The sequence below is a fragment of the Pseudomonas putida genome, from assembly GCA_029953615.1.
Lineage (GTDB): Bacteria > Pseudomonadota > Gammaproteobacteria > Pseudomonadales > Pseudomonadaceae > Aquipseudomonas.
Genome location: CP124529.1, coordinates 1696660 through 1717459, shown reverse-complemented (window position 1 = coordinate 1717459; position 20800 = coordinate 1696660). Strand labels below are relative to the sequence as shown.

General features: G+C 61.6%; 15 protein-coding genes and 3 pseudogenes. 14 read left to right on the top strand and 4 right to left on the bottom strand.

Translation table 11 applies throughout. The features are described 5' to 3' along the window. Positions 1–41 precede the first annotated feature (41 nt). From rnr to dnaB, 7 genes are all read left to right on the top strand, one after another. Positions 42–2618, top strand: coding sequence for a ribonuclease R (gene rnr, locus QIY50_07980; protein WGV22117.1), 2577 nt, complete (start codon positions 42–44; stop codon positions 2616–2618). Then, a complete protein-coding gene (gene rlmB, locus QIY50_07975; GenBank protein ID WGV22116.1) occupies positions 2615–3361 on the top strand; it encodes a 23S rRNA (guanosine(2251)-2'-O)-methyltransferase RlmB in 747 nt (248 codons plus the stop codon). Before rnr ends, rlmB begins: the two co-directional genes overlap by 4 nt. 306 nt (positions 3362–3667) lie before the next feature. Beyond that, positions 3668–4093 carry a 30S ribosomal protein S6 gene (rpsF, locus tag QIY50_07970; GenBank protein ID WGV22115.1) on the top strand — a complete coding sequence of 142 codons (426 nt, stop codon included), beginning with the start codon at positions 3668–3670 and terminating at the stop codon, positions 4091–4093. A gap of 28 nt (positions 4094–4121) precedes the next feature. Next, the gene (rpsR, locus tag QIY50_07965; protein WGV22114.1) at positions 4122–4352 is read left to right on the top strand and encodes a 30S ribosomal protein S18; all 231 of its coding nucleotides are present in this window, start codon (positions 4122–4124) and stop codon (positions 4350–4352) included. Positions 4353–4385: 33 nt separating this feature from the next. Then, on the top strand, positions 4386–5249 hold the full coding sequence (locus QIY50_07960; protein ID WGV22113.1) for a hypothetical protein: 864 nt from the start codon (positions 4386–4388) through the stop codon (positions 5247–5249). Between the two features lie 20 nt (positions 5250–5269). Continuing rightward, positions 5270–5716, top strand: coding sequence for a 50S ribosomal protein L9 (gene rplI, locus QIY50_07955; protein ID WGV22112.1), 447 nt, complete (start codon positions 5270–5272; stop codon positions 5714–5716). A gap of 113 nt (positions 5717–5829) precedes the next feature. After that, complete coding sequence (gene dnaB / locus QIY50_07950; protein WGV22111.1) at positions 5830–7227, top strand: replicative DNA helicase; 1398 nt, start codon at positions 5830–5832, stop codon at positions 7225–7227. 162 nt (positions 7228–7389) lie between these two features. Here the strand turns inward: dnaB and QIY50_07945 are convergent, their stop codons facing one another. Further along, positions 7390–8271: an ATP-binding cassette domain-containing protein gene (locus QIY50_07945; GenBank protein ID WGV22110.1), complete on the bottom strand. Its 882-nt coding sequence runs from the start codon at positions 8269–8271 to the stop codon at positions 7390–7392. A gap of 736 nt (positions 8272–9007) precedes the next feature. Between QIY50_07945 and QIY50_07940 the strand changes: the two genes are divergently transcribed. Continuing rightward, complete coding sequence (locus QIY50_07940) at positions 9008–11311, top strand: YgiQ family radical SAM protein (GenBank protein ID WGV22109.1); 2304 nt, start codon at positions 9008–9010, stop codon at positions 11309–11311. A gap of 122 nt (positions 11312–11433) precedes the next feature. On the opposite strand, the pseudogene QIY50_07935 reads toward QIY50_07940, so the two are convergent. Then, positions 11434–12022: pseudogene (locus QIY50_07935) on the bottom strand (TIGR00730 family Rossman fold protein). Positions 12023–12371: 349 nt separating this feature from the next. On the opposite strand from QIY50_07935, the gene azu reads away from it, so the two are divergent. Next, positions 12372–12818 (top strand): azurin, encoded by a 447-nt coding sequence (azu, locus tag QIY50_07930; GenBank protein WGV22108.1) that lies wholly within the window; start codon positions 12372–12374, stop codon positions 12816–12818. 115 nt (positions 12819–12933) lie between these two features. Here azu and nadE read toward each other — a convergent pair whose 3' ends face one another. Next, positions 12934–13761 carry an ammonia-dependent NAD(+) synthetase gene (gene nadE, locus QIY50_07925; protein WGV22107.1) on the bottom strand — a complete coding sequence of 276 codons (828 nt, stop codon included), beginning with the start codon at positions 13759–13761 and terminating at the stop codon, positions 12934–12936. Positions 13762–13764: 3 nt separating this feature from the next. Then, positions 13765–14972 (bottom strand): annotated as a pseudogene (pncB, locus tag QIY50_07920) (nicotinate phosphoribosyltransferase). A 526-nt stretch (positions 14973–15498) separates the two neighbouring features. On the opposite strand from pncB, the gene QIY50_07915 reads away from it, so the two are divergent. From QIY50_07915 to QIY50_07895, 5 genes and pseudogenes are all read left to right on the top strand, one after another. Beyond that, positions 15499–16635, top strand: coding sequence for a branched-chain amino acid ABC transporter substrate-binding protein (locus QIY50_07915; GenBank protein ID WGV22106.1), 1137 nt, complete (start codon positions 15499–15501; stop codon positions 16633–16635). A 153-nt stretch (positions 16636–16788) separates the two neighbouring features. Next, positions 16789–17703, top strand: a complete 915-nt coding sequence (locus QIY50_07910) for a branched-chain amino acid ABC transporter permease (GenBank protein ID WGV22105.1) — start codon at positions 16789–16791, stop codon at positions 17701–17703. 2 nt (positions 17704–17705) lie between these two features. Continuing rightward, positions 17706–19011 (top strand): annotated as a pseudogene (gene livM / locus QIY50_07905) (high-affinity branched-chain amino acid ABC transporter permease LivM). Continuing rightward, on the top strand, positions 19008–19883 hold the full coding sequence (locus QIY50_07900; GenBank protein ID WGV22104.1) for an ATP-binding cassette domain-containing protein: 876 nt from the start codon (positions 19008–19010) through the stop codon (positions 19881–19883). Before livM ends, QIY50_07900 begins: the two are co-directional and overlap by 4 nt. Further along, a complete protein-coding gene (locus tag QIY50_07895; GenBank protein WGV22103.1) occupies positions 19880–20596 on the top strand; it encodes an ABC transporter ATP-binding protein in 717 nt (238 codons plus the stop codon). The genes QIY50_07900 and QIY50_07895 overlap by 4 nt, the downstream gene beginning before the upstream one ends. Positions 20597–20800 lie beyond the last annotated feature (204 nt).

The window sequence follows — 20800 nt, the reverse complement described above, 5'->3', positions numbered from 1 at the left end:
CCAGAATTCCTATCTATATACCCCAAGGTGAACCCCTTCTGATGGCCGATTGGCAATCCCTCGATCCCGAGGCCGCTCGCGAAGCGGAAAAATACGACAACCCCATTCCCAGCCGTGAGCTGATCCTGCAGCGCCTCGCCGACCGTGGCGAACCGGCCGCACGCGAGGAGCTGGCGGCCGAGTTCGGTCTGTACGACGAAGACCAGATCGAAGCCCTGCGCCGCCGCCTGCGTGCCATGGAGCGCGACGGCCAGCTTATCTATACCCGGCGCGGCACCTATGCCCCGGTAGACAAGCTGGACCTGATCTGTGGTCGCGTCTCCGGTCACCGCGACGGCTTCGGCTTCCTTATTCCGGACGACGGCAGCGAAGACCTGTTCCTCAGCCCGTCGCAGATGCGCCTGGTGTTCGACGGTGACCGCGGCCTGGCCCGCGTGTCTGGCGTTGACCGGCGTGGCCGCCGCGAAGGCGTGCTGGTCGAAATCATCTCCCGTGCCCACGAAAGCGTGGTCGGCCGTTACTTCGAAGAAGGCGGTATCGGCTACGTGACCCCGGACAACCCGAAGATCCAGCAAGAAGTGCTGGTCACTGCCGGGCGCAACGGCGGCGCCAAGATCGGCCAGTTCGTCGAGATAAAGATCACCCACTGGCCAACCCCGCGCTTCCAGCCGCAAGGCGACGTTGTCGAAGTCATCGGCAACTACATGGCGCCGGGCATGGAGATCGACGTTGCCCTGCGCAGCTACGATATCCCGCACGTCTGGCCCAAGGACGTGATCAAGGAAGCGCGCAAGTTCCGCTCCGAAGTCGAAGAGAAGGACAAGGAGAAGCGCGTCGACCTGCGCCACCTGCCGTTCGTTACCATCGACGGCGAGGACGCCCGCGACTTCGACGATGCCGTTTATTGCGAGCCGCTGGGCAAGCTGCGCCTGTTCTCCGGTGGCTGGCGCCTTTATGTGGCTATCGCCGACGTGTCCAGCTACGTGCGCCTGGGCTCGGCCCTGGACGTCGAGGCCCAGCAGCGCGGCAACTCGGTGTACTTCCCCGAGCGCGTGGTGCCGATGCTCCCCGAAGAGCTGTCCAACGGCCTGTGCTCGCTGAACCCGCATGTCGATCGCCTGGCCATGGTCTGCGAAATGACCATGAACAAAGCCGGCCAGATGGTCGATTACCAGTTCTACGAAGGCGTCATCCACTCCCACGCCCGCCTGACCTACAACAAAGTCAGCAGCATGCTCGAGCACTCGCGTACCCGTGAGGGCAAGGCGCTGCGCGAGGAGTACAAGGCCGTCGTCCCGGACCTGAAGAACCTGTACAACCTGTACAAGGTGCTGGTGGATGCCCGTCACACCCGTGGCGCCATCGACTTCGAGACCCAGGAAACCCGCATCATCTTCGGTGACGAGCGCAAGATCGCTGAAATTCGCCCGACTGTGCGCAACGATGCTCACAAGCTGATCGAGGAATGCATGCTGGCGGCCAACGTTGCCACCGCCGAGTTCCTGCAGAAGCACGGCGTGCCGGCGCTGTACCGCGTGCACGATGGCCCGCCGCCGGAGCGTCTGGAAAAGCTGCGCGCCTTCCTGGGTGAACTGGGCCTGAGCCTGCACAAGGGCAAGGACCCGTCGCCGAAGGACTACCAGGCCCTGCTGGCAAGCATCGCCGGGCGCCCGGACTTCCACCTGATCCAGACGGTGATGCTGCGCTCGCTGAGCCAGGCCGTGTACAGCACCGAAAACAACGGGCACTTCGGCCTGAACTACGAAGCGTACACCCACTTCACCTCGCCGATCCGCCGTTACCCGGACCTGCTGGTGCACCGCGCCATCCGCAGCATCATCCGCTCCAGGGTGGATACCCCGCACGTCAAGCGTGCCGGCGCCATGAGCATTCCCAAGGCGCGCATCTACCCGTACGACGAGAACACCCTCGAGCAGCTCGGCGAGCAGTGCTCGATGACCGAGCGCCGGGCCGATGAAGCCACCCGTGACGTGGTCAACTGGCTCAAGTGCGAGTTCATGAAGGACCGCGTGGGCGAGACCTTCCCGGGTGTGATCACCGCGGTGACCGGCTTCGGCCTGTTCGTCGAGCTGACCGACATCTATGTAGAAGGCCTGGTGCACGTCAGTGCGCTGCCGGGTGACTACTATCACTTCGACCCGGTGCATCACCGCCTCTCCGGTGAGCGTACCGGGCGCAGCTTCCGCCTGGGCGACACCATCGAAGTCAAGGTCATGCGTGTTGACCTCGACGAGCGCAAGATCGACTTCGAAGTGTCGGAGAAAACCCTCGCTGCGCCGATCGGCCGCAAGCAGCGTGGCGCTGCGCCAGCAACCGAGCAGCCCGCGCAGGCACCGGTCGAGGCCAAGGCTACGCCGAAACCACGCAGCCGCAAGAGCGAAACCGCTGAGGCATACTTCCCGAAAGATGCCGTGCAGCGTAACGCCGAAGTGCGCAAGAGCCGCGAAATGAAGAAGGCGCTGATGAGCGAGGCGCGCACTGGCGGCCATGCCAGCAGCAAGTCGGACAAGGGCGGCAAGTCGTCCGGCAAGCCGACCAAGCACCGTAAAGGCCCGCCGAAGTCCGGTGCGCCACGCAAGAGCAAGAGCAAGTCATGAGTCAGCTGGAAAAGATCTACGGTGTGCACGCCGTACAGGCATTGCTGCAGCACCATCCGAAGCGGGTCAAGCAGATCTGGCTGTCGGAAGGGCGCAGCGAGCCACGCCTCGAAACCTTGCTGGCGCTGGCCGCGGAGAACCGCGTGCCGGTCGGCCAGGCCGAGCGTCGTGAGCTGGATGCCTGGGTAGAGGGTGTGCATCAGGGCGTGGTTGCCGAGGTGAGCCCCAGCCAGGTGTGGGGCGAGTTGATGCTCGAGGAGCTGCTTGAGCGCACGGAAACGCCGCCGCTGATCCTGGTGCTGGACGGTGTCACCGACCCGCACAACCTCGGTGCCTGCCTGCGTACCGCCGATGCGGCGGGTGCTACGGCAGTAATCGTACCCAAGGACAAATCGGCAACCCTTACCCCGGTTGTGCGCAAGGTGGCTTGCGGCGCCGCCGAAGTGATTCCGCTGGTGGCCGTGACCAACCTGGCGCGTACGCTGGAGAAATTGCAGCAGCGTGGTCTGTGGGTGGTCGGCACAGCCGGTGAAGCCGAGCAGGAGATCTACCAGCAGGACCTGACCGGGCCGCTGGTAATGATCATGGGCGCGGAAGGCAAGGGCATGCGCCGGCTGACCCGCGAGCATTGCGATTTCCTGGTGAAGTTGCCGATGGGCGGTAGTGTCAGCAGCCTGAACGTGTCGGTGGCGACTGGCGTGTGTCTGTTCGAGGCTGTGCGCCAGCGTCAGGCCAAGCGCTGATCTTCAGCCTGTCCCGGCCCTATCGCCGGCAAGCCAGCTCCCACAGGTGCACCACAAGGTTCAGCACCTGTGGCGATCCTGTGGGAGCTGGCTTGCCGGCGATAGGGCCAGTGCAGGAATAAAGTGTTTCTGGCTGTTCAAATATTCGCCAATCACCTTGCTTGTACGCCCCGCCTTCTCTACAATTGCGCCCCTTGCCGAGCTGGCAGGCGCACATGTGCCTCCCCTCCGTGCAAGACATACAGTGTCATTCACTCCTTGTCTGACCAGATTCACTGGCAGACTACTAACCCGTAAGGAGCATTCATGCGTCATTACGAAATCATCTTCCTGGTTCACCCGGACCAGAGCGAACAAGTCGGCGGCATGGTTGAGCGTTACACCAAGCTGATCGAAGAAGATGGTGGCAAGATCCACCGCCTGGAAGACTGGGGCCGTCGTCAACTGGCCTACGCAATCAACAATGTTCACAAGGCTCACTACGTGATGCTGAACGTTGAGTGCACCGGCAAGGCCCTGGCCGAGCTGGAAGACAACTTCCGCTACAACGATGCCGTTATCCGTAACCTGGTCATCCGTCGTGACGAAGCCGTTACCGGCCAGTCCGAGATGCTGAAGGCTGAAGAGAACCGCAGCGAGCGCCGTGAGCGTCGCGAGCGTCCTGAGCATGCTGACTCCGCCGAAGGCGACGACAGCAATGACAGCGACTCCAGCGATAACGCTGACGAGTAATCCACGGACCTTTAGAGGAGCCTATTAAATGGCACGTTTCTTCCGTCGTCGTAAATTCTGCCGCTTCACTGCTGAAGACGTGAAAGAGATCGACTTCAAAGATCTCAACACCCTGAAAGCTTACGTATCCGAAACCGGCAAGATCGTTCCAAGCCGTATCACCGGTACCAAAGCTCGTTATCAGCGTCAGCTGGCTACCGCTATCAAGCGCGCCCGCTTCCTGGCCCTGCTGCCCTACACCGACAGCCACGGCCGCTGAGACCGGGTCGTCGACAAGCAGTAAGGGATTAGCATGCGAGCGTTAGCAAGTTTCATCATGCGCGGTCGTGTGCAGGCCACCCTCGTGGTGGTCATCAGCGCGGTACTGCCGCTGCTGTTCTGGTTGAGTGCCGCTGCCGGCAGCCTTGTGCTGCTGCGGCGTGGGTTCAAGGATGCTACAACGGTCATCGCCGGCGGCTTGCTGGCCGGGCTGGCCGTGTGGGTCATGGGCGATCCCATCACCTTTCTGGTGATTGCGGGTGCCCTGGCCCTGGCCGCCATGTTGCGTGCCGAGCATCCCTGGAGCCGGGTGTTGCTCGCCAGTGCCGTGTTCGCCGTGGCGTTTAGCCTCGTGCTTGATCTGGCGCTGGCGCAAACCTTCGATGTGCTGGCCAAGGCGTTTGCCGAAGCCATGCCGAAAATCGAAGGGCAGCCGGTGCTCTCCGGTGAGCTGATCCGCCCTGTGCTGGTCGCTTCCACAGCAGTGACGGTGCAATTGTTCAGTGTGCTGGCGTTGATGCTGGCGCGCTATTGGCAGGCAGCGTTGTACAACCCTGGAGGTTTCGGTCGCGAGTTTCGCGGACTGAAGTTGCCGAAACAGACCATGGCGGTCTTGGTGGCAGTGATGGTGGTGGCCCCGTTCATCGGGTCGCAGTTCATCGTCCTGGCATCGGCCTCGAGCCTGGTACTGGTGCTGGCCGGCATCGCCTTGATGCACGGGCTGGTGGCACAGGGTCGACTGGCCGGTTTCTGGCTGGTGGGTATGTACGTGACGCTGCCGCTGATCATGCAGCTGATTTATCCGTTGCTGATGGTTCTGGCCATTGTCGACAGCCTGATTGATTTTCGCGGTCGCAAGTCCCCCAAGGGGAATGACTCCGCGAACGGTGAAGGTTAAAAGTTAAGAGGTTTTACCAAATGGAACTGATCCTGCTGGAAAAAGTCGCTAACCTGGGCAACCTGGGCGACAAAGTAAAAGTTAAGGCTGGTTACGGCCGTAACTTCCTGCTGCCATTCGGCAAGGCCACCGTTGCCAATGCCGCCAACCTGGCCGCATTCGAAGAGCGTCGCGCCGAGCTGGAAAAAGCAGCTGCTGACAAGAAAGCTTCGGCTGAAAGCCGCGCTGCCCAACTGGCCGAGCTGGAAGTGACCATCACTGCCACCGCTGGCGACGAAGGCAAGCTGTTCGGTTCGATCGGCACCCACGACATCGCTGACGCCCTGACCGCCTCCGGCGTTGAAGTGGCCAAGGCTGAAGTTCGTCTGCCGAACGGCACCATCCGTCAGGTTGGCGAATACGACGTAGCCGTGCACCTGCACAGCGACGTTGAAGCCACCGTACGTGTGGTCGTCGTAGCTGCCTAAGCTGCGCTGACTGGCTGGCTCCTTGTGGGTCAGGCGGTTAACATCGGGCACGGTCCTGTTTTCGACAGGCCGTGCCCTTTGTCTTTTTCATCCTCCAGAATTCTTTCGTGGCCATGAACGAGATCACCACCTCCGAACAGCTTGACCTGCAAACCGCAGCCCTGAAGGTGCCGCCGCATTCCATCGAGGCCGAACAGGCCGTGCTCGGTGGCCTGATGCTGGACAACAACGCCTGGGAGCGGGTGCTGGACCAGGTATCGGACGGCGACTTCTACCGGCATGACCACCGCCTGATCTTCCGAGCCGTGCACAAGTTGGCCGACGCCAACCAGCCATTCGACGTGGTGACCCTGCACGAGCAGCTGGACAAGGAAGGCCTTTCTTCGCAAGTCGGTGGGCTGGCATACCTGGCCGAGCTGGCCAAGAACACCCCGTCGGTAGCCAACATCAAGGCCTACGCCGCGATCATTCGCGAACGCGCCACGTTGCGTCAGCTGATCAGCATCAGTACCGATATCGCTGACAACGCGTTCAACCCGCAAGGGCGCAACGCCGAAGAAATCCTCGACGACGCCGAACGGCAGATCTTCCAGATCGCCGAGGCGCGGCCGAAAACCGGTGGCCCGGTGGGGGTCAACGAACTGTTGACCATGGCCATCGACCGCATCGATACGCTGTTCAACTCCGACAGCGACATCACCGGTGTATCCACCGGCTTTACCGACCTCGACGAGAAGACCAGCGGCCTGCAGCCAGCCGACCTGATCATCGTCGCCGGCCGACCCTCGATGGGTAAGACCACCTTCGCCATGAACCTGGTGGAAAATGCCGTACTGCGTACCGACAAAGCGGTACTGGTGTTCTCCCTCGAGATGCCAGGTGAATCGCTGATCATGCGTATGCTGTCGTCCCTGGGCCGTATCGATCAGACCAAGGTGCGTTCCGGCCAGCTGGACGATGATGACTGGCCACGCCTGACCTCTGCAGTGAACCTGCTCAACGACCGCAAGCTGTTCATCGACGATACCGCCGGCATCAGCCCCTCGGAGATGCGTGCGCGCACCCGGCGCCTGGCTCGCGAGCACGGCGAAATCGCCATGATCATGGTCGACTACCTGCAGCTGATGCAGATCCCGGGTTCGGCCGGTGACAACCGGACCAACGAAATTTCCGAGATCTCCCGCTCGCTCAAAGCCCTGGCCAAGGAATTCAACTGCCCGGTTATCGCCCTGTCGCAGCTGAACCGCTCGCTGGAACAGCGCCCTAACAAACGCCCGGTGAACTCCGACTTGCGTGAATCCGGTGCGATCGAGCAGGACGCCGACGTGATCATGTTCGTGTACCGCGACGAGGTGTACCACCCCGAGACCGAGCACAAGGGCGTGGCGGAAATCATCATCGGTAAGCAGCGTAACGGCCCCATCGGCTTCGTGCGCCTGGCGTTTATCGGCAAGTACACCCGCTTCGAGAACCTTGCGCCGGGTATGTACAACTTTGACGATGACGAATAACTCATTGAGCTAGCAGGGCCCCTTGTAAGAGCGGCTAAAGCCCAACAGGTACAGCGTTAACGCGAAGCCGGCGCAGTACCTGTGGGAGCGGGCAAGCCCGCGAAGCAGGCAACGCGATTTATAACATCGGCTGCGCCAGTGATCGCCCGCTAGCTCAATGTCCTAAGCGATCTCCGCTTGCACTTGGCTGATGATCCGCCCCTCGCTCATGGTGATAACCCGGTCAAACCGCGACAGCGCGCTCTGATCATGCGCCACGCAAATCAGCCCTCTCCCTTTAAATGCTTCGAACAACAGATCCCAGGTGCGCTCAGCCGATCCGGCATCGAGCCCGGCTGTGGGTTCGTCAAAGAAATTGAATTCCCCAGGCCGATTAAGAATGCGTAGCAGCGTCAGCCTGCGTGCCTCGCCGCCCGAGATCAATTCTGCACGTGCATCAAGATCTAGTTCGTACCAGTTTTTGCCAAGGCCCAGCCGTTCAAGCCATCGTTCGATTTGAGCGCGATCATGAGTCTGCTCGAATAGCACCGCGCGGGGCAGGGGGCCGGGTATGAAGTGCGCATCCTGAGGGCAGAGTCGTAAACGACTGAACTGTTCACTAGCGTCGAGCGAAGCCAGGCACCTGCCGTGCAAGTGAACGTGCTTGCGCAACTGGAATACCGTTCCTGCCAGCGCATGCAGAAGTGTAGATTTACCACAACCGCTGGGCCCGATCAGCGCGACCCGTTCTGCCTTGTGCAGTACCAAGGGTTCTTCTATTTGCAGTTGCACGGTGTTCCGAGCCTTCATCAGGCACGGGAAGATGCTCAGCACTGCGTCATTGTTGTAGGACTTCGTGTCAGTAGAGCATGACGGGCCGAACGAGGGGAGCTGGAGCCAGTGCTCAAGTTTGCGTTTGTCTAGCCTGAATTGGTCTAACAATCGCCAGGCCTCAGCCAGTTGCGCAACCCCTGCCAGCAATCCACTCACCAATGTGAAGAGGGCAACCAGCTCGCCCACGCTCAACTGCGGTGTTGACTGAACCTGATCATGGATGCCCCACATGAGCAAACCGCCACTGCCCAGGCCTATGAACAGAGTGCGCAGGCCCTGAATCCAACCGCCACTGTGAGCTACCCGCACCGCTGAGTCGGCATAGAGTGATAGTGTCTGGTTGACATAATTAGCCGGTTAGCATTTTCTGAGGGTTGGAGAGGCTAAACATTTAGTAAAGATCTGAAGAGATTGCGATCGCTCAGCAAGGGTGCGGCGCGGTCATCGTCGGCTGAAGCAGGCTCAGGTTTTTCTGTGGGTAACTTCCTAGCTCTTGAAGCCTGCCGGGATCTGATAGGCGCAACAAAAACTGTCGCAGATGCCTGCTATAAGGCATCAGGGATATTTCGCCTGGATGGGCCCTTTCGCGGGCATGCCCGCTCCCACAGGTACGGGGCAAGTCGCGAAGTATGCGGTGACCTTGTGGGAGCGGGCGTGCCCGCGAAGAGGCCGGCCCAGGCAGTCGATAATTTCCCTTGGCACGCGCGCCCAAGGTGCAGGAGTAACTGGCCCGAAACAAATGTGGGAGCGGCCTTGCGTCGCGATGCGCCGCTCGATCTCATAGGCGCTGAACAGGTTGTGTCGAACACCTGCCAACCCCACCACAATCTCAAGCCAGCCACCCGGCACCCCCGCCCCCAACCGTCGCCCACCCCACCAATCCCCACGAATCCAGTCGGATTTGGTCAAATTTTGTGCTATATTCCGCGGCCCGCGATTTCCCTGCACACCAGAACCGGTCACTGACATGCAAGCAGCCAAACCACTCTACGACTATCCCAAGTACTGGGCCGAATGCTTCGGGCCAGCACCTTTCCTGCCGATGAGCAGGGAGGAGATGGATCTGCTCGGCTGGGATTCCTGCGACATCATCATCGTGACCGGTGATGCCTACGTCGATCACCCGTCGTTCGGCATGGCCATCATCGGCCGCCTGCTGGAAGCCCAGGGCTTCCGCGTGGGCATCATCGCCCAGCCGAACTGGCAGTCGAAAGACGACTTCATGAAGCTCGGCGAACCGAACCTGTTCTTCGGCGTGGCCGCGGGCAACATGGACTCGATGATCAACCGCTACACCGCGGACAAGAAGATCCGTTCCGACGACGCCTATACCCCGGGCGGCCTGGCCGGCAAGCGTCCGGACCGCGCCAGCCTGGTGTACAGCCAGCGCTGCAAGGAAGCCTACAAGCATGTACCGATCGTATTGGGCGGCATCGAGGCGTCGTTGCGCCGTATCGCTCACTACGACTACTGGCAGGACAAGGTCCGCCACTCGATCCTGATCGACGCCAGCGCCGACATCCTGCTGTTCGGCAACGCCGAACGCGCGGTGGTCGAGGTGGCCCAGCGCCTGTCCAACGGCGAGAAGATCGAAACCATCACCGATGTGCGCGGTACCGCTTTCGTTCGTCGCGATACCCCCGAGGGCTGGTACGAGATCGACTCTACCCGCATCGACCGCCCAGGCCGTGTGGACAAGATCATCAACCCGTACGTGAATACCCAGGACACCCAGGCCTGTGCTATCGAGCAGGCCAAGGGCGAGGTGGAAGACCCGAACGAAGCCAAGGTCGTACAGATTCTCGACAGCCCGCGCATGACCCGCGACAAGTCGGTGATCCGCCTTCCATCGTTCGAAAAGGTGCGTAACGACCCGGTGCTGTACGCCCATGCCAACCGCGTGCTGCACCTGGAGACCAACCCGGGCAATGCCCGCGCCCTGGTGCAGAAGCATGGCGAGGTGGATGTGTGGTTCAACCCGCCACCCATCCCCATGACCACCGAGGAAATGGACTACGTGTTCGGCATGCCCTACGCCCGTGTGCCGCACCCGGCCTATGGCAAGGAGCGCATCCCGGCCTACGAGATGATCCGTTTTTCGGTGAACATCATGCGTGGCTGCTTCGGTGGCTGCACCTTCTGCTCGATCACCGAGCACGAAGGCCGCATCATCCAGAACCGCTCGCACGAGTCGATCCTGCACGAAATCGAAGAGATGCGTGACAAGGTGCCGGGCTTCACCGGCGTGGTCTCCGACCTTGGCGGGCCAACCGCCAACATGTACCGCATCGCCTGCAAGAGCCACGAGATCGAGAAGCACTGCCGCAAGCCGTCGTGCGTGTTCCCGGGCATCTGCGAAAACCTCAACACCGACCACAGCTCGCTGATCGAACTGTACCGCAAGGCCCGTGCCTTGCCGGGTGTGAAGAAGATCCTGATCGCCTCGGGCCTGCGTTACGACCTGGCGGTGGAATCGCCGGAGTACGTCAAGGAACTGGTCACCCACCATGTTGGCGGCTACCTGAAGATTGCCCCGGAGCACACCGAGCGTGGCCCGCTGGACAAGATGATGAAGCCGGGCATTGGCACCTACGACCGCTTCAAGCGCATGTTCGAGAAGTTCTCGAAAGAGGCGGGCAAGGAACAGTACCTGATCCCGTACTTCATCGCCGCGCACCCGGGCACTACCGACGAAGACATGATGAACCTGGCCCTGTGGCTGAAAGGCAACGGCTTCCGAGCCGACCAGGTGCAGGCGTTCTACCCGTCGCCGATGGCCTCGGCCACGGCCATGTACCACTCGGGCAAGAACCCGCTGCGCAAGGTGACCTACAAGAGCGAAGGGGTGGAGATCGTCAAGAGCGAGGAGCAGCGCCGCCTGCACAAGGCGTTCTTGCGTTACCACGACCCGAAGGGCTGGCCGATGCTGCGTGAAGCGCTGCAGCGTATGGGCCGCGCCGACCTGATCGGGCCGGGCAAGCACCAGTTGATCCCGCTGCACCAGCCGCAGACCGACACCTACCAGAGTGCGCGCCGCAAGAACTCTACCCCGGCCGGTAGCCACAAGGTGGGCAAGGAGCAGAAGGTCCTTACCCAGCACACCGGCCTGCCGCCGCGTGGCAGTGATGGCAGCAAGCCGTGGGACAAGCGTGAAAAAGCCAAGGCCGAAGCGTTTGCGCGCAACCAGCAGGCGGCCAAGGAGCGCAAGGAAGCGGGCAAGGGTGGTGGCGGCAAGGGCAAGAAGCCGCGTCAGCCGGTCATCCCGCGCTGATCTTGAAAGCTACATAGAACCCTGTGGGAGCGGGCGTGCCCGCGAATGCGATGGTGGATTCACTGCCGCATTCGCGGGCACGCCCGCTCCCACAGGTTAGGTGTTCGGCCTGCTGATCGAGATCAGTCAGGCTTCTTGTCGACCCACTTCGGCGCCACCAGGCGCGACAAAGCTGTCCATCCCGTCCAGCAGCTCATCCGGCTGTTGCCCCAGCAGCAACATCGCCCGATGCTGCGGCCGCACGAAACCTTCTTCGACGATATGGTCGAGGAACCCGCCGAGCTTTTCATAGAAGCCATTCACGTCGAGCAGCCCCAGCGGCTTGGCGTGATAGCCCAGTTGCCCCCAGGTCCATACCTCGAACAACTCCTCCAGCGTACCCAGCCCACCGGGCAGGGCGATGAAGGCATCGCTCAGTTCGGCCATGCGTGCCTTGCGCGCGTGCATGCCGTCGACCACTTCCAGGCGGCTGAGGCCCTTGTGGCCGATTTCGGCATTCATCAGGCTCTCTGGGATGATCCCGATTACTTCGCCACCGGCCGCCATGGCCGCGTCGGCGACGGTGCCCATCAGGCCGACAGCGCCACCGCCATAGACCAGGGTCAGACCGCGACGGGCAATCGCCTGGCCCAGCGCGATGGCCGCTTCACGATAGGCGGGGTTGGCACCAATGCTGGCGCCGCAGAACACACAAACGGAACGTACGGGCATTGCTCATCTCCAGTCACTCAGGCTGACAGGGTAAGGCCCATGTCCTACAGTTCCAAGGCTGCTTTCACTCCGGCCGGGAGAATTCGCAGATGGCACCGGTCGCTCCATGGGCGTAGGCCGCCAGCAGGCTGTTCATCAGGCTACCAAGGGTCATTTCGTATTGCTCCTAAATGAGAGGTTGTCCCATCCTCTAATAAAAGGGCATGATGTGCTCTTGAATTGGTTGTATACAATCGATTGAACAATTCTACTGGCTGACCGCTTGACACCCCCTTGACCCATATCAGCAAGGGGCTGAACGGTTTCAGGCAGTCTCGCAATTGATAAAACCCTGCCAAGGAGATTCATGATGTTTGCGAAAGCTGTAGCGGTATCCCTGCTGACCCTCGCCAGCGCCTCTGTCTTCGCAGCCGACTGCAAAGTCACTGTCGATTCGACTGACCAGATGTCGTTCAACACCAAAGAGTTCACCGTCGACAAGAGCTGCAAGACCGTTGAAATCGAACTGACCCACGGTGGCAAGCTGCCGAAGAACGTCATGGGCCACAACCTGGTGATCAGCAAGACTGCCGACATGCAGGCCATCGCCACCGAAGGCATGACGCAAGGTCTCGAAAAGGACTACATCAAGGCTGACAACGCAGCGATCATCGGCCACACCAAAATGATTGGTGCCGGTGAAAAATCCAGCATCACCCTGGACACTTCCAAGCTGGAAGCCGGTGGCGACTACAGCTTCTTCTGCACCTTCCCGGGCCACATCTCGATGATGAAGGGCAAAGTCGTCGTCAAGTAATGACAGCTGTGTAGGCCTTTCGTGCCTATTCGCGGGCATGCCCGCTCCCACAGGTTCACCACAAAATTCAGCATCTGTGGTGTCTCTGTGGGAGCGGGCGTGCCCGCGAAGCTTTTCAAGGGGCGAACGGCAGTTCGCGCTTGTGCTGGGTCTTGCGGTAGGTGGCGACGATGATGTCGAACGCTTCCTGGTCAACCGGCTGCCCGTGCAGGAAGGCATCGATCTGCTGGTAGGTCACGCCATGCGACGCTTCGTCCGGCTTGCCCGGCGCCAGGTCTTCCAGGTCGGCAGTCGGCACCTTCTCCACCAGTGATTCCGGCGCACCGAAGCTGCGCGCAATCGCCCGCACCTGGTTCTTCACCAGCCCGCTCAGCGGCGCCAGGTCGCAGGCACCATCACCGAACTTGGTAAAGAAGCCCATCACCGCCTCGGCGGCGTGGTCGGTACCGATCACCAGGCCTGCACGGGCGCCGGCGATGGTGTACTGGGCGACCATGCGGGTACGTGCCTTGACGTTGCCCACGACAAAGTCCACCAGCGTCGGCGAGCCGTTCTTCAGCTCTACGACTTCAGCTGCCAGTGCCTTCACCGCCGGGGCGATATCGACGGTGTGCACTTCATCAGCCTTGATCACGTCCAGGCATGCCTGGGCATCATGTTCATCGTGCTGTACATGATACGGCAGGCGCACGGCGATGAAGGTGTAGGCCTTGTCACCGGTCTCTGCTCGCAGCTCGTTGATGGCGCGCTGGGCGAGCAGGGCGGCGGTCAGCGAGTCGACGCCGCCGCTGATGCCCAGCACCAGGGTCTTGAGCCGGGCGTTGGCCAGGCAATCCTTGATGAATGCCACGCGCCGGGCGACTTCGGCCTCGAGCGCGGCGGCGTCGGCGAACGGCGGCTGTACCTTCAGCGCCTTGGCAATTTCTTGCTGAACCGCTTGCATGGGTTACTCCTTGCTGGGGACTTTGAATACATGGCGCATGTAGGCGACGAAGTTCTCGTCGCGGCACTGGGTCTTGGCAGCTTCGTCCGAGATCTTCGCTACCGGCGCGCCGTTGCAGTCGGTCATTTTAAGCACGATGCTCATCGGGGCCACACCCGGAATGTCACAGGTCAGGTTGGTGCCGATGCCAAAGCTGACATTGATGCGACCCGCGCAGGGCGCGGAAGATTTCCAGCGAGCGGGTCAGGTTGAGACCGTCGGAGAACACCAGGGTCTTGGTCATCGGGTCGATACCCAGTTTCTGGTAATGGGCGATGGCCTTTTCCGCCCAGGCCACCGGTTCGCCCGAGTCGTGGCGCAGGCCGTCGAACAGCTTGGCGAAGTACAGGTCGAAATCGCCGAGGAAGGCATCCATGGTGATGCAATCGGTCAGGGCGATGCCGAGCAGGCCACGGTACTCGCGCACCCAGCAGTCCAGCGCGGCGATCTGGCTGTCGATCAGCCGCGGGCCGAGTTGCTGGTGGGCCATGATCCATTCATGAGCCATGGTGCCCAGCGGCTTGATATCCAGTTTCCATGCCAGGTCGACGTTGCTGGTGCCGACGAAGCGGCCCGGGAAATCGTCGCGCAGCACGCGCACCACTTCTTCCTGCACGCGGCTGGAAAAGCGCCGGCGGGTGCCGAAGTCGGCCACCTGCAGTTCAGCCAGTTGCGTCGTCGCTGGCATGTGCGCGCAGCCAGTCGAACTTGCGGTAAAGCTGGTCGCGGGCCTCGGCCAGGCGCATGCGCGGATGCAGCTGGCGGTTGCGCACTTCGCTGATGATCGCCAGCAGTGGCACCTCGAACAGGATCACATGCAGCCATGGGCCTTTCAGGCGCAGAAACAGCTGGTCGTTTTCTATCCCGAGGCGCACGTAGCGCAGGTTGAAGCGGAACAGGCGCAGAAAGCGCAGGAAGTCGGGCTTGAGGAAGCTGATGCGTTCGAGGAAGGCCAGTTGGCCGTCATCCAGGGTCAGGTCGCTGAGCAGTTCGAGCTGGTTGCGGATCTCGCCGAGGTAAGGGCGCAGGTCCTCGCCGTTGCGGCAGCGGAATTCCCATTCGACGTCGGCGTCCGGGTAGTTGTGCAGCACACCCTGCATCATGGTGAGTTTGTAGAAGTCGGTGTCGAGCAGGTTGTGCACGATGCGCTCGGCGAATGCGCTCTCGCTCATCAATGGGGCTCCGGAAGCGGCGAATGGCGGACATTGTGCCAGCCTTTTGGGGGTTGTTGTGGCTGTGCTGGCCTCTTCGCGGGCTTGCCCGCTCCCACAGGAGCTGCACTGAGCCCGAGAACGGTGCAATACCTGTGGGAGCGGGCGAGCCCGCGAAGAGGCCGGATCTGCCAAAACCGCGTGTTTTTCCGTGCACCCGCTAGCCTTGAAACGGTGCCGCCTGTAGCAGTCGCGCACCAGCGGTGTGCAGTTCGGTGACGTCCGCTGTTACAGGGCGGTTGCACGTAAACACTTGCCGGGGTTGCAATGATGGCACTCGACGGTTGCTCCTTGTCTGTACGTGTGGTGGCGCCTGCCGCGCGGCAGACGGTTGCACGCTCAATAAAGAAAAGGCCGTCGGTCGCCTGCAGGCGCCCTGCACAGTGTGTTTTCCCGGAATACAAAACCTATGGCACGGCCCTTGCTCTGAGCACAGGGCTGAGAAGTTGTAGTGCCAACCAAAAAAAAACTCTAGGAGCACCACCTCATGTCGCAGACGTTTTACAAGAAAGGTTTCCTGGCTCTGGCCGTAGCTACGGCACTGGGTGTTTCTTCGTATGTTCAGGCCGATGTCAAGATCGGTGTAGCGGGCCCCATGACCGGGGCAAACGCAGCGTTTGGCGAGCAGTACATGAAAGGTGCGCAGGCAGCGGCCGACAAGATCAACGCCGCCGGTGGCGTAAACGGCGAGAAAATCGTCCTGGTCAAGGGCGATGACGCCTGCGAACCAAAGCAGGCCGTGGCTGTGGCCAACCGCCTGGTCGACCAGGACAAGGTGATCGGCGTGGTCGGCCACTTCTGTTCTTCCAATACCATCCCGGCTTCGGAGGTGTATGACGAGGCGGGCGTCATCGCCATTACCCCGGGCTCTACCAACCCACAGGTGACCGAGCGCGGCCTGTCCGCCATGTTCCGCATGTGCGGCCGTGACGACCAGCAGGGTATCGTCGCCGGCGACTACATCGTCGACGTGCTCAAGGGCAAGAAGGTCGCGGTGCTGCACGACAAGGACACCTACGGCCAGGGCCTGGCCGACGCGACCAAGGCGCAGCTGGAAAAACGCGGTGTCAAACCAGTGCTGTACGAAGGCCTGACCCGTGGCGAGAAGGACTTCAGCGCTGTGGTCACCAAGATCCGTTCCACCGGAGCCGATGTGGTCTACTTCGGCGGCCTGCACCCGGAGGCCGGCCCGCTGGTCCGCCAGCTGCGCGAGCAGGGCCTGAAGGACGTCAAGTTCATGTCCGATGATGGCATCGTTACCGACGAACTGGTGTCCACCGCCGGCGGCGCGCAGTACGTCGATGGCGTGTACATGACCTTCGGCGCCGACCCGCGCCTGCTGCCAGACAGCAAGGCGGTGGTGGAGGAGTTCCGCAAGGCCGGTACCGAACCTGAAGGCTACACCCTGTACGCCTACGCCTCGCTGCAGGCGTTGGCTGCCGCGTTCAACGGCGCCAAGTCGAACAAGGGCGAAGCTGCTGCCGAGTGGCTCAAGGCCAACCCGGTGCAGACCGTCATGGGCGAGAAGAAGTGGGACAAGAAGGGTGACCTGACCGTGTCCGACTACGTGGTCTACCAGTGGGACGCCCAAGGCAAGTACCACCAGCTGGAAAAACAAAAATAACAACGGCCCACGGCCCGGGTTCCCGCCCGGGCCCAAGCCCCGCGGTACCTGTCTTTATCCGTAGATCTGCACAGTACTGCGCTGCGAGGGCCGCCTTGTCCCAGGCCCGCCGTGGTCGGCGCTCGTGCAATCTCAATCAGGTGAGATTGCGTTATGGATGGTATTTTCCTGCAGCAACTGGTCAACGGCCTGACCCTCGGGTCGGTCTATGGCCTGATCGCCATCGGCTACACAATGGTCTATGGCATCATCGGCATGATCAACTTCGCGCACGGCGAGGTGTACATGATCTCCGCGTACCTCGCGGCGATCAGCCTGGCATTGCTGGCTTACTTCGGCATCGAGTCGTTCCCCCTGTTGATGCTGGGCACCCTGTTGTTCACCATCGTCGTCACCGGCGTGTACGGCTTCACCATCGAGCGCATCGCCTACAAACCCCTGCGTAACTCCACCCGCCTGGCACCGCTGATCAGTGCCATCGGCATCTCGCTGATCCTGCAGAACTACGCACAAATCAGCCAGGGCGCCCGCCAGCAAGGCGTGCCAACCTTGCTGGAAGGTGCCTGGCGTGTCGAAGTGGGTACCGGCTTCGTGCAACTGACCTACACCAAGATCTTCATCCTGGTGGCGGCCTTTGTCGGTATGGGCCTGCTCACCTACGTGATCAAGTACACCAAGCTCGGCCGCATGTGCCGCGCTACCCAGCAAGACCGCAAGATGGCCTCGATCCTGGGCATCAACACCGACCGGGTGATCTCCTACGTGTTCGTAATCGGTGCGGTAATGGCCGCGCTGGCTGGCGTGCTGATCACCATGAACTACGGCACCTTCGACTTCTACGCTGGCTTCATCATCGGCATCAAGGCGTTCACTGCCGCGGTGCTCGGCGGTATCGGCTCGCTGCCTGGCGCCATGCTTGGCGGGATCATCCTGGGCATTTCCGAGTCGCTGTTCTCCGGCCTGATCAACTCCGACTACAAGGACGTGTTCAGCTTCTCGCTGCTGGTGATGATCCTTATCTTCCGCCCACAAGGCCTGCTGGGTCGCCCGCTCGTGGCTAAGGTGTGAACATGTCGATTGCCAAAACTGCCGCTGTAAGCGAAACCAACAAGGGTTTCGACCTTAAACGCAGCCTGCTGGAGACCATTGTCGCCGGCCTGCTGGCCCTCATCGTGTTTGGCCCGGTCGTCGGCGTGGTGCTCGACGGCTACACCTTCAATGCCGAGCCGCAGCGTGTGGCGTGGCTGGTCGGCGGGGTGATGCTCGGGCGCTTCCTGCTCAGCCTGTACCTGCAGACCGCCGCCGGGCGGCGCATGCTCGAAGGCTTCGACAGCGGCTGGCTCGGGCGTGCATGTGCGTGCGCCGAACTACGTGTCGCGCCTGCGCTACATCATCCCGGCGCTGGTGGTGATTGCCATCGTGTTCCCGATCTTCGCCAACAAGTACCTGCTGACCGTGGTCATCCTCGGGCTGATCTACGTGTTGCTGGGCCTGGGCCTGAATATCGTGGTCGGCCTGGCTGGCCTGCTCGACCTGGGTTACGTGGCGTTCTACGCCATCGGTGCCTATGGCCTGGCGCTGGGTTACCAGTATCTCGGCCTGGGCTTCTGGAGCGTGCTGCCACTGGCGGCCATCGCCGCGGCGCTGGCAGGGTGCATCCTCGGTTTCCCGGTGCTACGGATGCACGGTGACTACCTGGCGATCGTGACCCTGGGCTTTGGTGAAATCATCCGTCTGGTGTTGAACAACTGGTTGTCGTTCACCGGCGGCCCCAACGGTATGCCGGCACCATCGCCCACCTTCTTCGGCCTGGAGTTTGGCCGCCGGGCCAAGGATGGCGGGGTACCTATCCACGAGTTCTTCGGCTTCGAGTACAACGCCAACCTCAAGTTCGTGTTCATCTACGCAGTGCTGTTCATCGTCGTGCTGGCCGTGCTGTACATCAAGCACCGCCTGACCCGCATGCCGGTCGGTCGCGCCTGGGAAGCGCTGCGCGAAGACGAGATCGCCTGCCGTTCGATGGGCCTGAATCACGTGCTGGTCAAGCTTTCGGCGTTTACCCTGGGTGCCTCCACCGCCGGCCTGGCCGGGGTGTTCTTTGCCACCTATCAGGGTTTCGTCAACCCGTCATCGTTCACCTTCTTCGAGTCGGCGCTGATCCTCGCCATCGTCGTGCTCGGTGGCATGGGCTCGACCGTGGGTGTGGTGATCGCGGCTTTCGTGCTGACCGTGGCGCCGGAGCTGCTGCGCAGCTTCTCCGAATACCGCGTGCTGCTGTTCGGTGTGCTGATGGTGCTGATGATGATCTGGCGACCGCGTGGGCTGATCCGCATCAGCCGTACCGGTGTAACCCCGCGTAAAGGAGTGGCGCCATGAGCGACGATATCATTCTCTCGGTCGACAACCTGATGATGCAGTTCGGCGGCATCAAGGCGCTCAGCGACGTCAGCCTTAAGGTTCGGCGCAACCAGATCTTCGCCCTGATCGGCCCCAACGGCGCCGGCAAGACCACCGTGTTCAACTGCCTGACCGGCTTCTACAAGGCCAGTGGCGGGCGCATCGAGCTGAACGTGCGCGGCAGCCACACCAATGTCATCCAGCTGCTCGGCGAGCGCTTCCAGGCGGCGGACTTCGTGTCGCCGGCGCGCTTTGCCAACCGCATGTACTACAAGATGTTCGGCGGTACCCACCTGGTCAACCGCGCCGGCCTGGCACGCACCTTCCAGAACATTCGCCTGTTCAAGGAAATGTCGGTGGTGGAAAACCTGCTGGTGGCCCAGCACATGTGGGTCAACCGCAACCTGCTGGCCGGGGTGCTCAACACCAAGGCCTACCGCAAGGCCGAGAGTGACGCGCTGGACCACGCGTTCTACTGGCTGGAAGTGGTCGACCTGGTTGATTGCGCCAACCGCCTGGCTGGCGAGTTGTCGTACGGCCAGCAGCGCCGTCTGGAAATCGCCCGGGCCATGTGCACGCGGCCGAAGATCATCTGCCTGGACGAACCGGCGGCTGGCCTGAACCCGCAGGAAACCGAGGCCCTTAGCCGCATGATCCGCGTGCTGCGCGACGAGCACGACATCACCGTGGTGCTGATCGAGCACGACATGGGCATGGTCATGAGCATTTCCGACCATATCGTGGTGCTCGACCACGGCAACGTGATTGCCGAAGGCGCGCCGCAGGATATCCGCCACAACCCGACGGTGATCGCCGCCTACCTGGGTGCCGATGAAGAGGAACTGGTATGAGTGCACCCATTCTCGAACTCAAGGACCTGGACGTGTTCTACGGCCCGATCCAGGCGCTGAAAAAGGTCTCGATGCACATCAACGAGGGCGAGACGGTCAGCCTGATCGGCGCCAACGGTGCCGGCAAGTCGACCTTGCTGATGTCGATCTTCGGCCAGCCACGGGCGGCCTCCGGGCATATCGTGTATCGCGGCACCGACATCACACGCAAGTCGTCGCACTACATCGCCTCCAACGGGATCGCCCAGTCGCCGGAAGGGCGCCGGGTGTTCCCCGACATGACCGTCGAGGAGAACCTGATGATGGGTACCATCCCCATCGGCGACAAGCATGCCGACGAAGACATGCAGCGCATGTACGAGCTGTTCCCGCGCCTGAAAGAGCGGCGTAACCAGCGGGCCATGACCATGTCTGGTGGCGAGCAGCAGATGCTGGCCATTGCCCGGGCGCTGATGAGCCGGCCAAAGTTGTTGCTGCTGGATGAGCCATCGCTGGGGCTGGCGCCGATCGTGGTCAAGCAGATCTTCTCGACCTTGCGTGAACTGGCCAAGACCGGGATGACCATCTTCCTGGTGGAGCAGAACGCCAACCATGCGCTAAAGCTCTCGGACCGGGCTTATGTGATGGTCAACGGGCAGATTCGCATGACCGGGACGGGGCAGGAGCTGTTGGTCAACGAAGAAGTGCGTAACGCTTATCTGGGCGGGCATTGAGTGATCCCGGGGCCGCTTTGCGGCCCATCGCGACACAAGGCCGCTCCTACAGGCGACCTGCGATTCCATATGGCATCGCGGTCCCTTGTAGGAGCGGCCTTGTGTCGCGATGGGCTGCAAAGCAGCCCCATTCTCGATGTGGACAACTTCCTGGATACCTGTCCCTGTACACATCATCACCCCATCCCAAGCTCTTGTTTCCAC

What these genes read in the sequence shown, in the direction of transcription:
- rnr (WGV22117.1), top strand. Translation starts at nt 42, where the DNA reads ATGGCCGATTGGCAATCCCTCGATCCCGAGGCCGCTCGCGAAGCGGAA.
- rlmB (WGV22116.1), top strand. Translation starts at nt 2,615, where the DNA reads ATGAGTCAGCTGGAAAAGATCTACGGTGTGCACGCCGTACAGGCATTG.
- rpsF (WGV22115.1), top strand. Translation starts at nt 3,668, where the DNA reads ATGCGTCATTACGAAATCATCTTCCTGGTTCACCCGGACCAGAGCGAA.
- rpsR (WGV22114.1), top strand. Translation starts at nt 4,122, where the DNA reads ATGGCACGTTTCTTCCGTCGTCGTAAATTCTGCCGCTTCACTGCTGAA.
- QIY50_07960 (WGV22113.1), top strand. Translation starts at nt 4,386, where the DNA reads ATGCGAGCGTTAGCAAGTTTCATCATGCGCGGTCGTGTGCAGGCCACC.
- rplI (WGV22112.1), top strand. Translation starts at nt 5,270, where the DNA reads ATGGAACTGATCCTGCTGGAAAAAGTCGCTAACCTGGGCAACCTGGGC.
- dnaB (WGV22111.1), top strand. Translation starts at nt 5,830, where the DNA reads ATGAACGAGATCACCACCTCCGAACAGCTTGACCTGCAAACCGCAGCC.
- QIY50_07945 (WGV22110.1), bottom strand. Translation starts at nt 8,271, where the DNA reads ATGTGGGGCATCCATGATCAGGTTCAGTCAACACCGCAGTTGAGCGTG.
- QIY50_07940 (WGV22109.1), top strand. Translation starts at nt 9,008, where the DNA reads ATGCAAGCAGCCAAACCACTCTACGACTATCCCAAGTACTGGGCCGAA.
- azu (WGV22108.1), top strand. Translation starts at nt 12,372, where the DNA reads ATGTTTGCGAAAGCTGTAGCGGTATCCCTGCTGACCCTCGCCAGCGCC.
- nadE (WGV22107.1), bottom strand. Translation starts at nt 13,761, where the DNA reads ATGCAAGCGGTTCAGCAAGAAATTGCCAAGGCGCTGAAGGTACAGCCG.
- QIY50_07915 (WGV22106.1), top strand. Translation starts at nt 15,499, where the DNA reads ATGTCGCAGACGTTTTACAAGAAAGGTTTCCTGGCTCTGGCCGTAGCT.
- QIY50_07910 (WGV22105.1), top strand. Translation starts at nt 16,789, where the DNA reads ATGGATGGTATTTTCCTGCAGCAACTGGTCAACGGCCTGACCCTCGGG.
- QIY50_07900 (WGV22104.1), top strand. Translation starts at nt 19,008, where the DNA reads ATGAGCGACGATATCATTCTCTCGGTCGACAACCTGATGATGCAGTTC.
- QIY50_07895 (WGV22103.1), top strand. Translation starts at nt 19,880, where the DNA reads ATGAGTGCACCCATTCTCGAACTCAAGGACCTGGACGTGTTCTACGGC.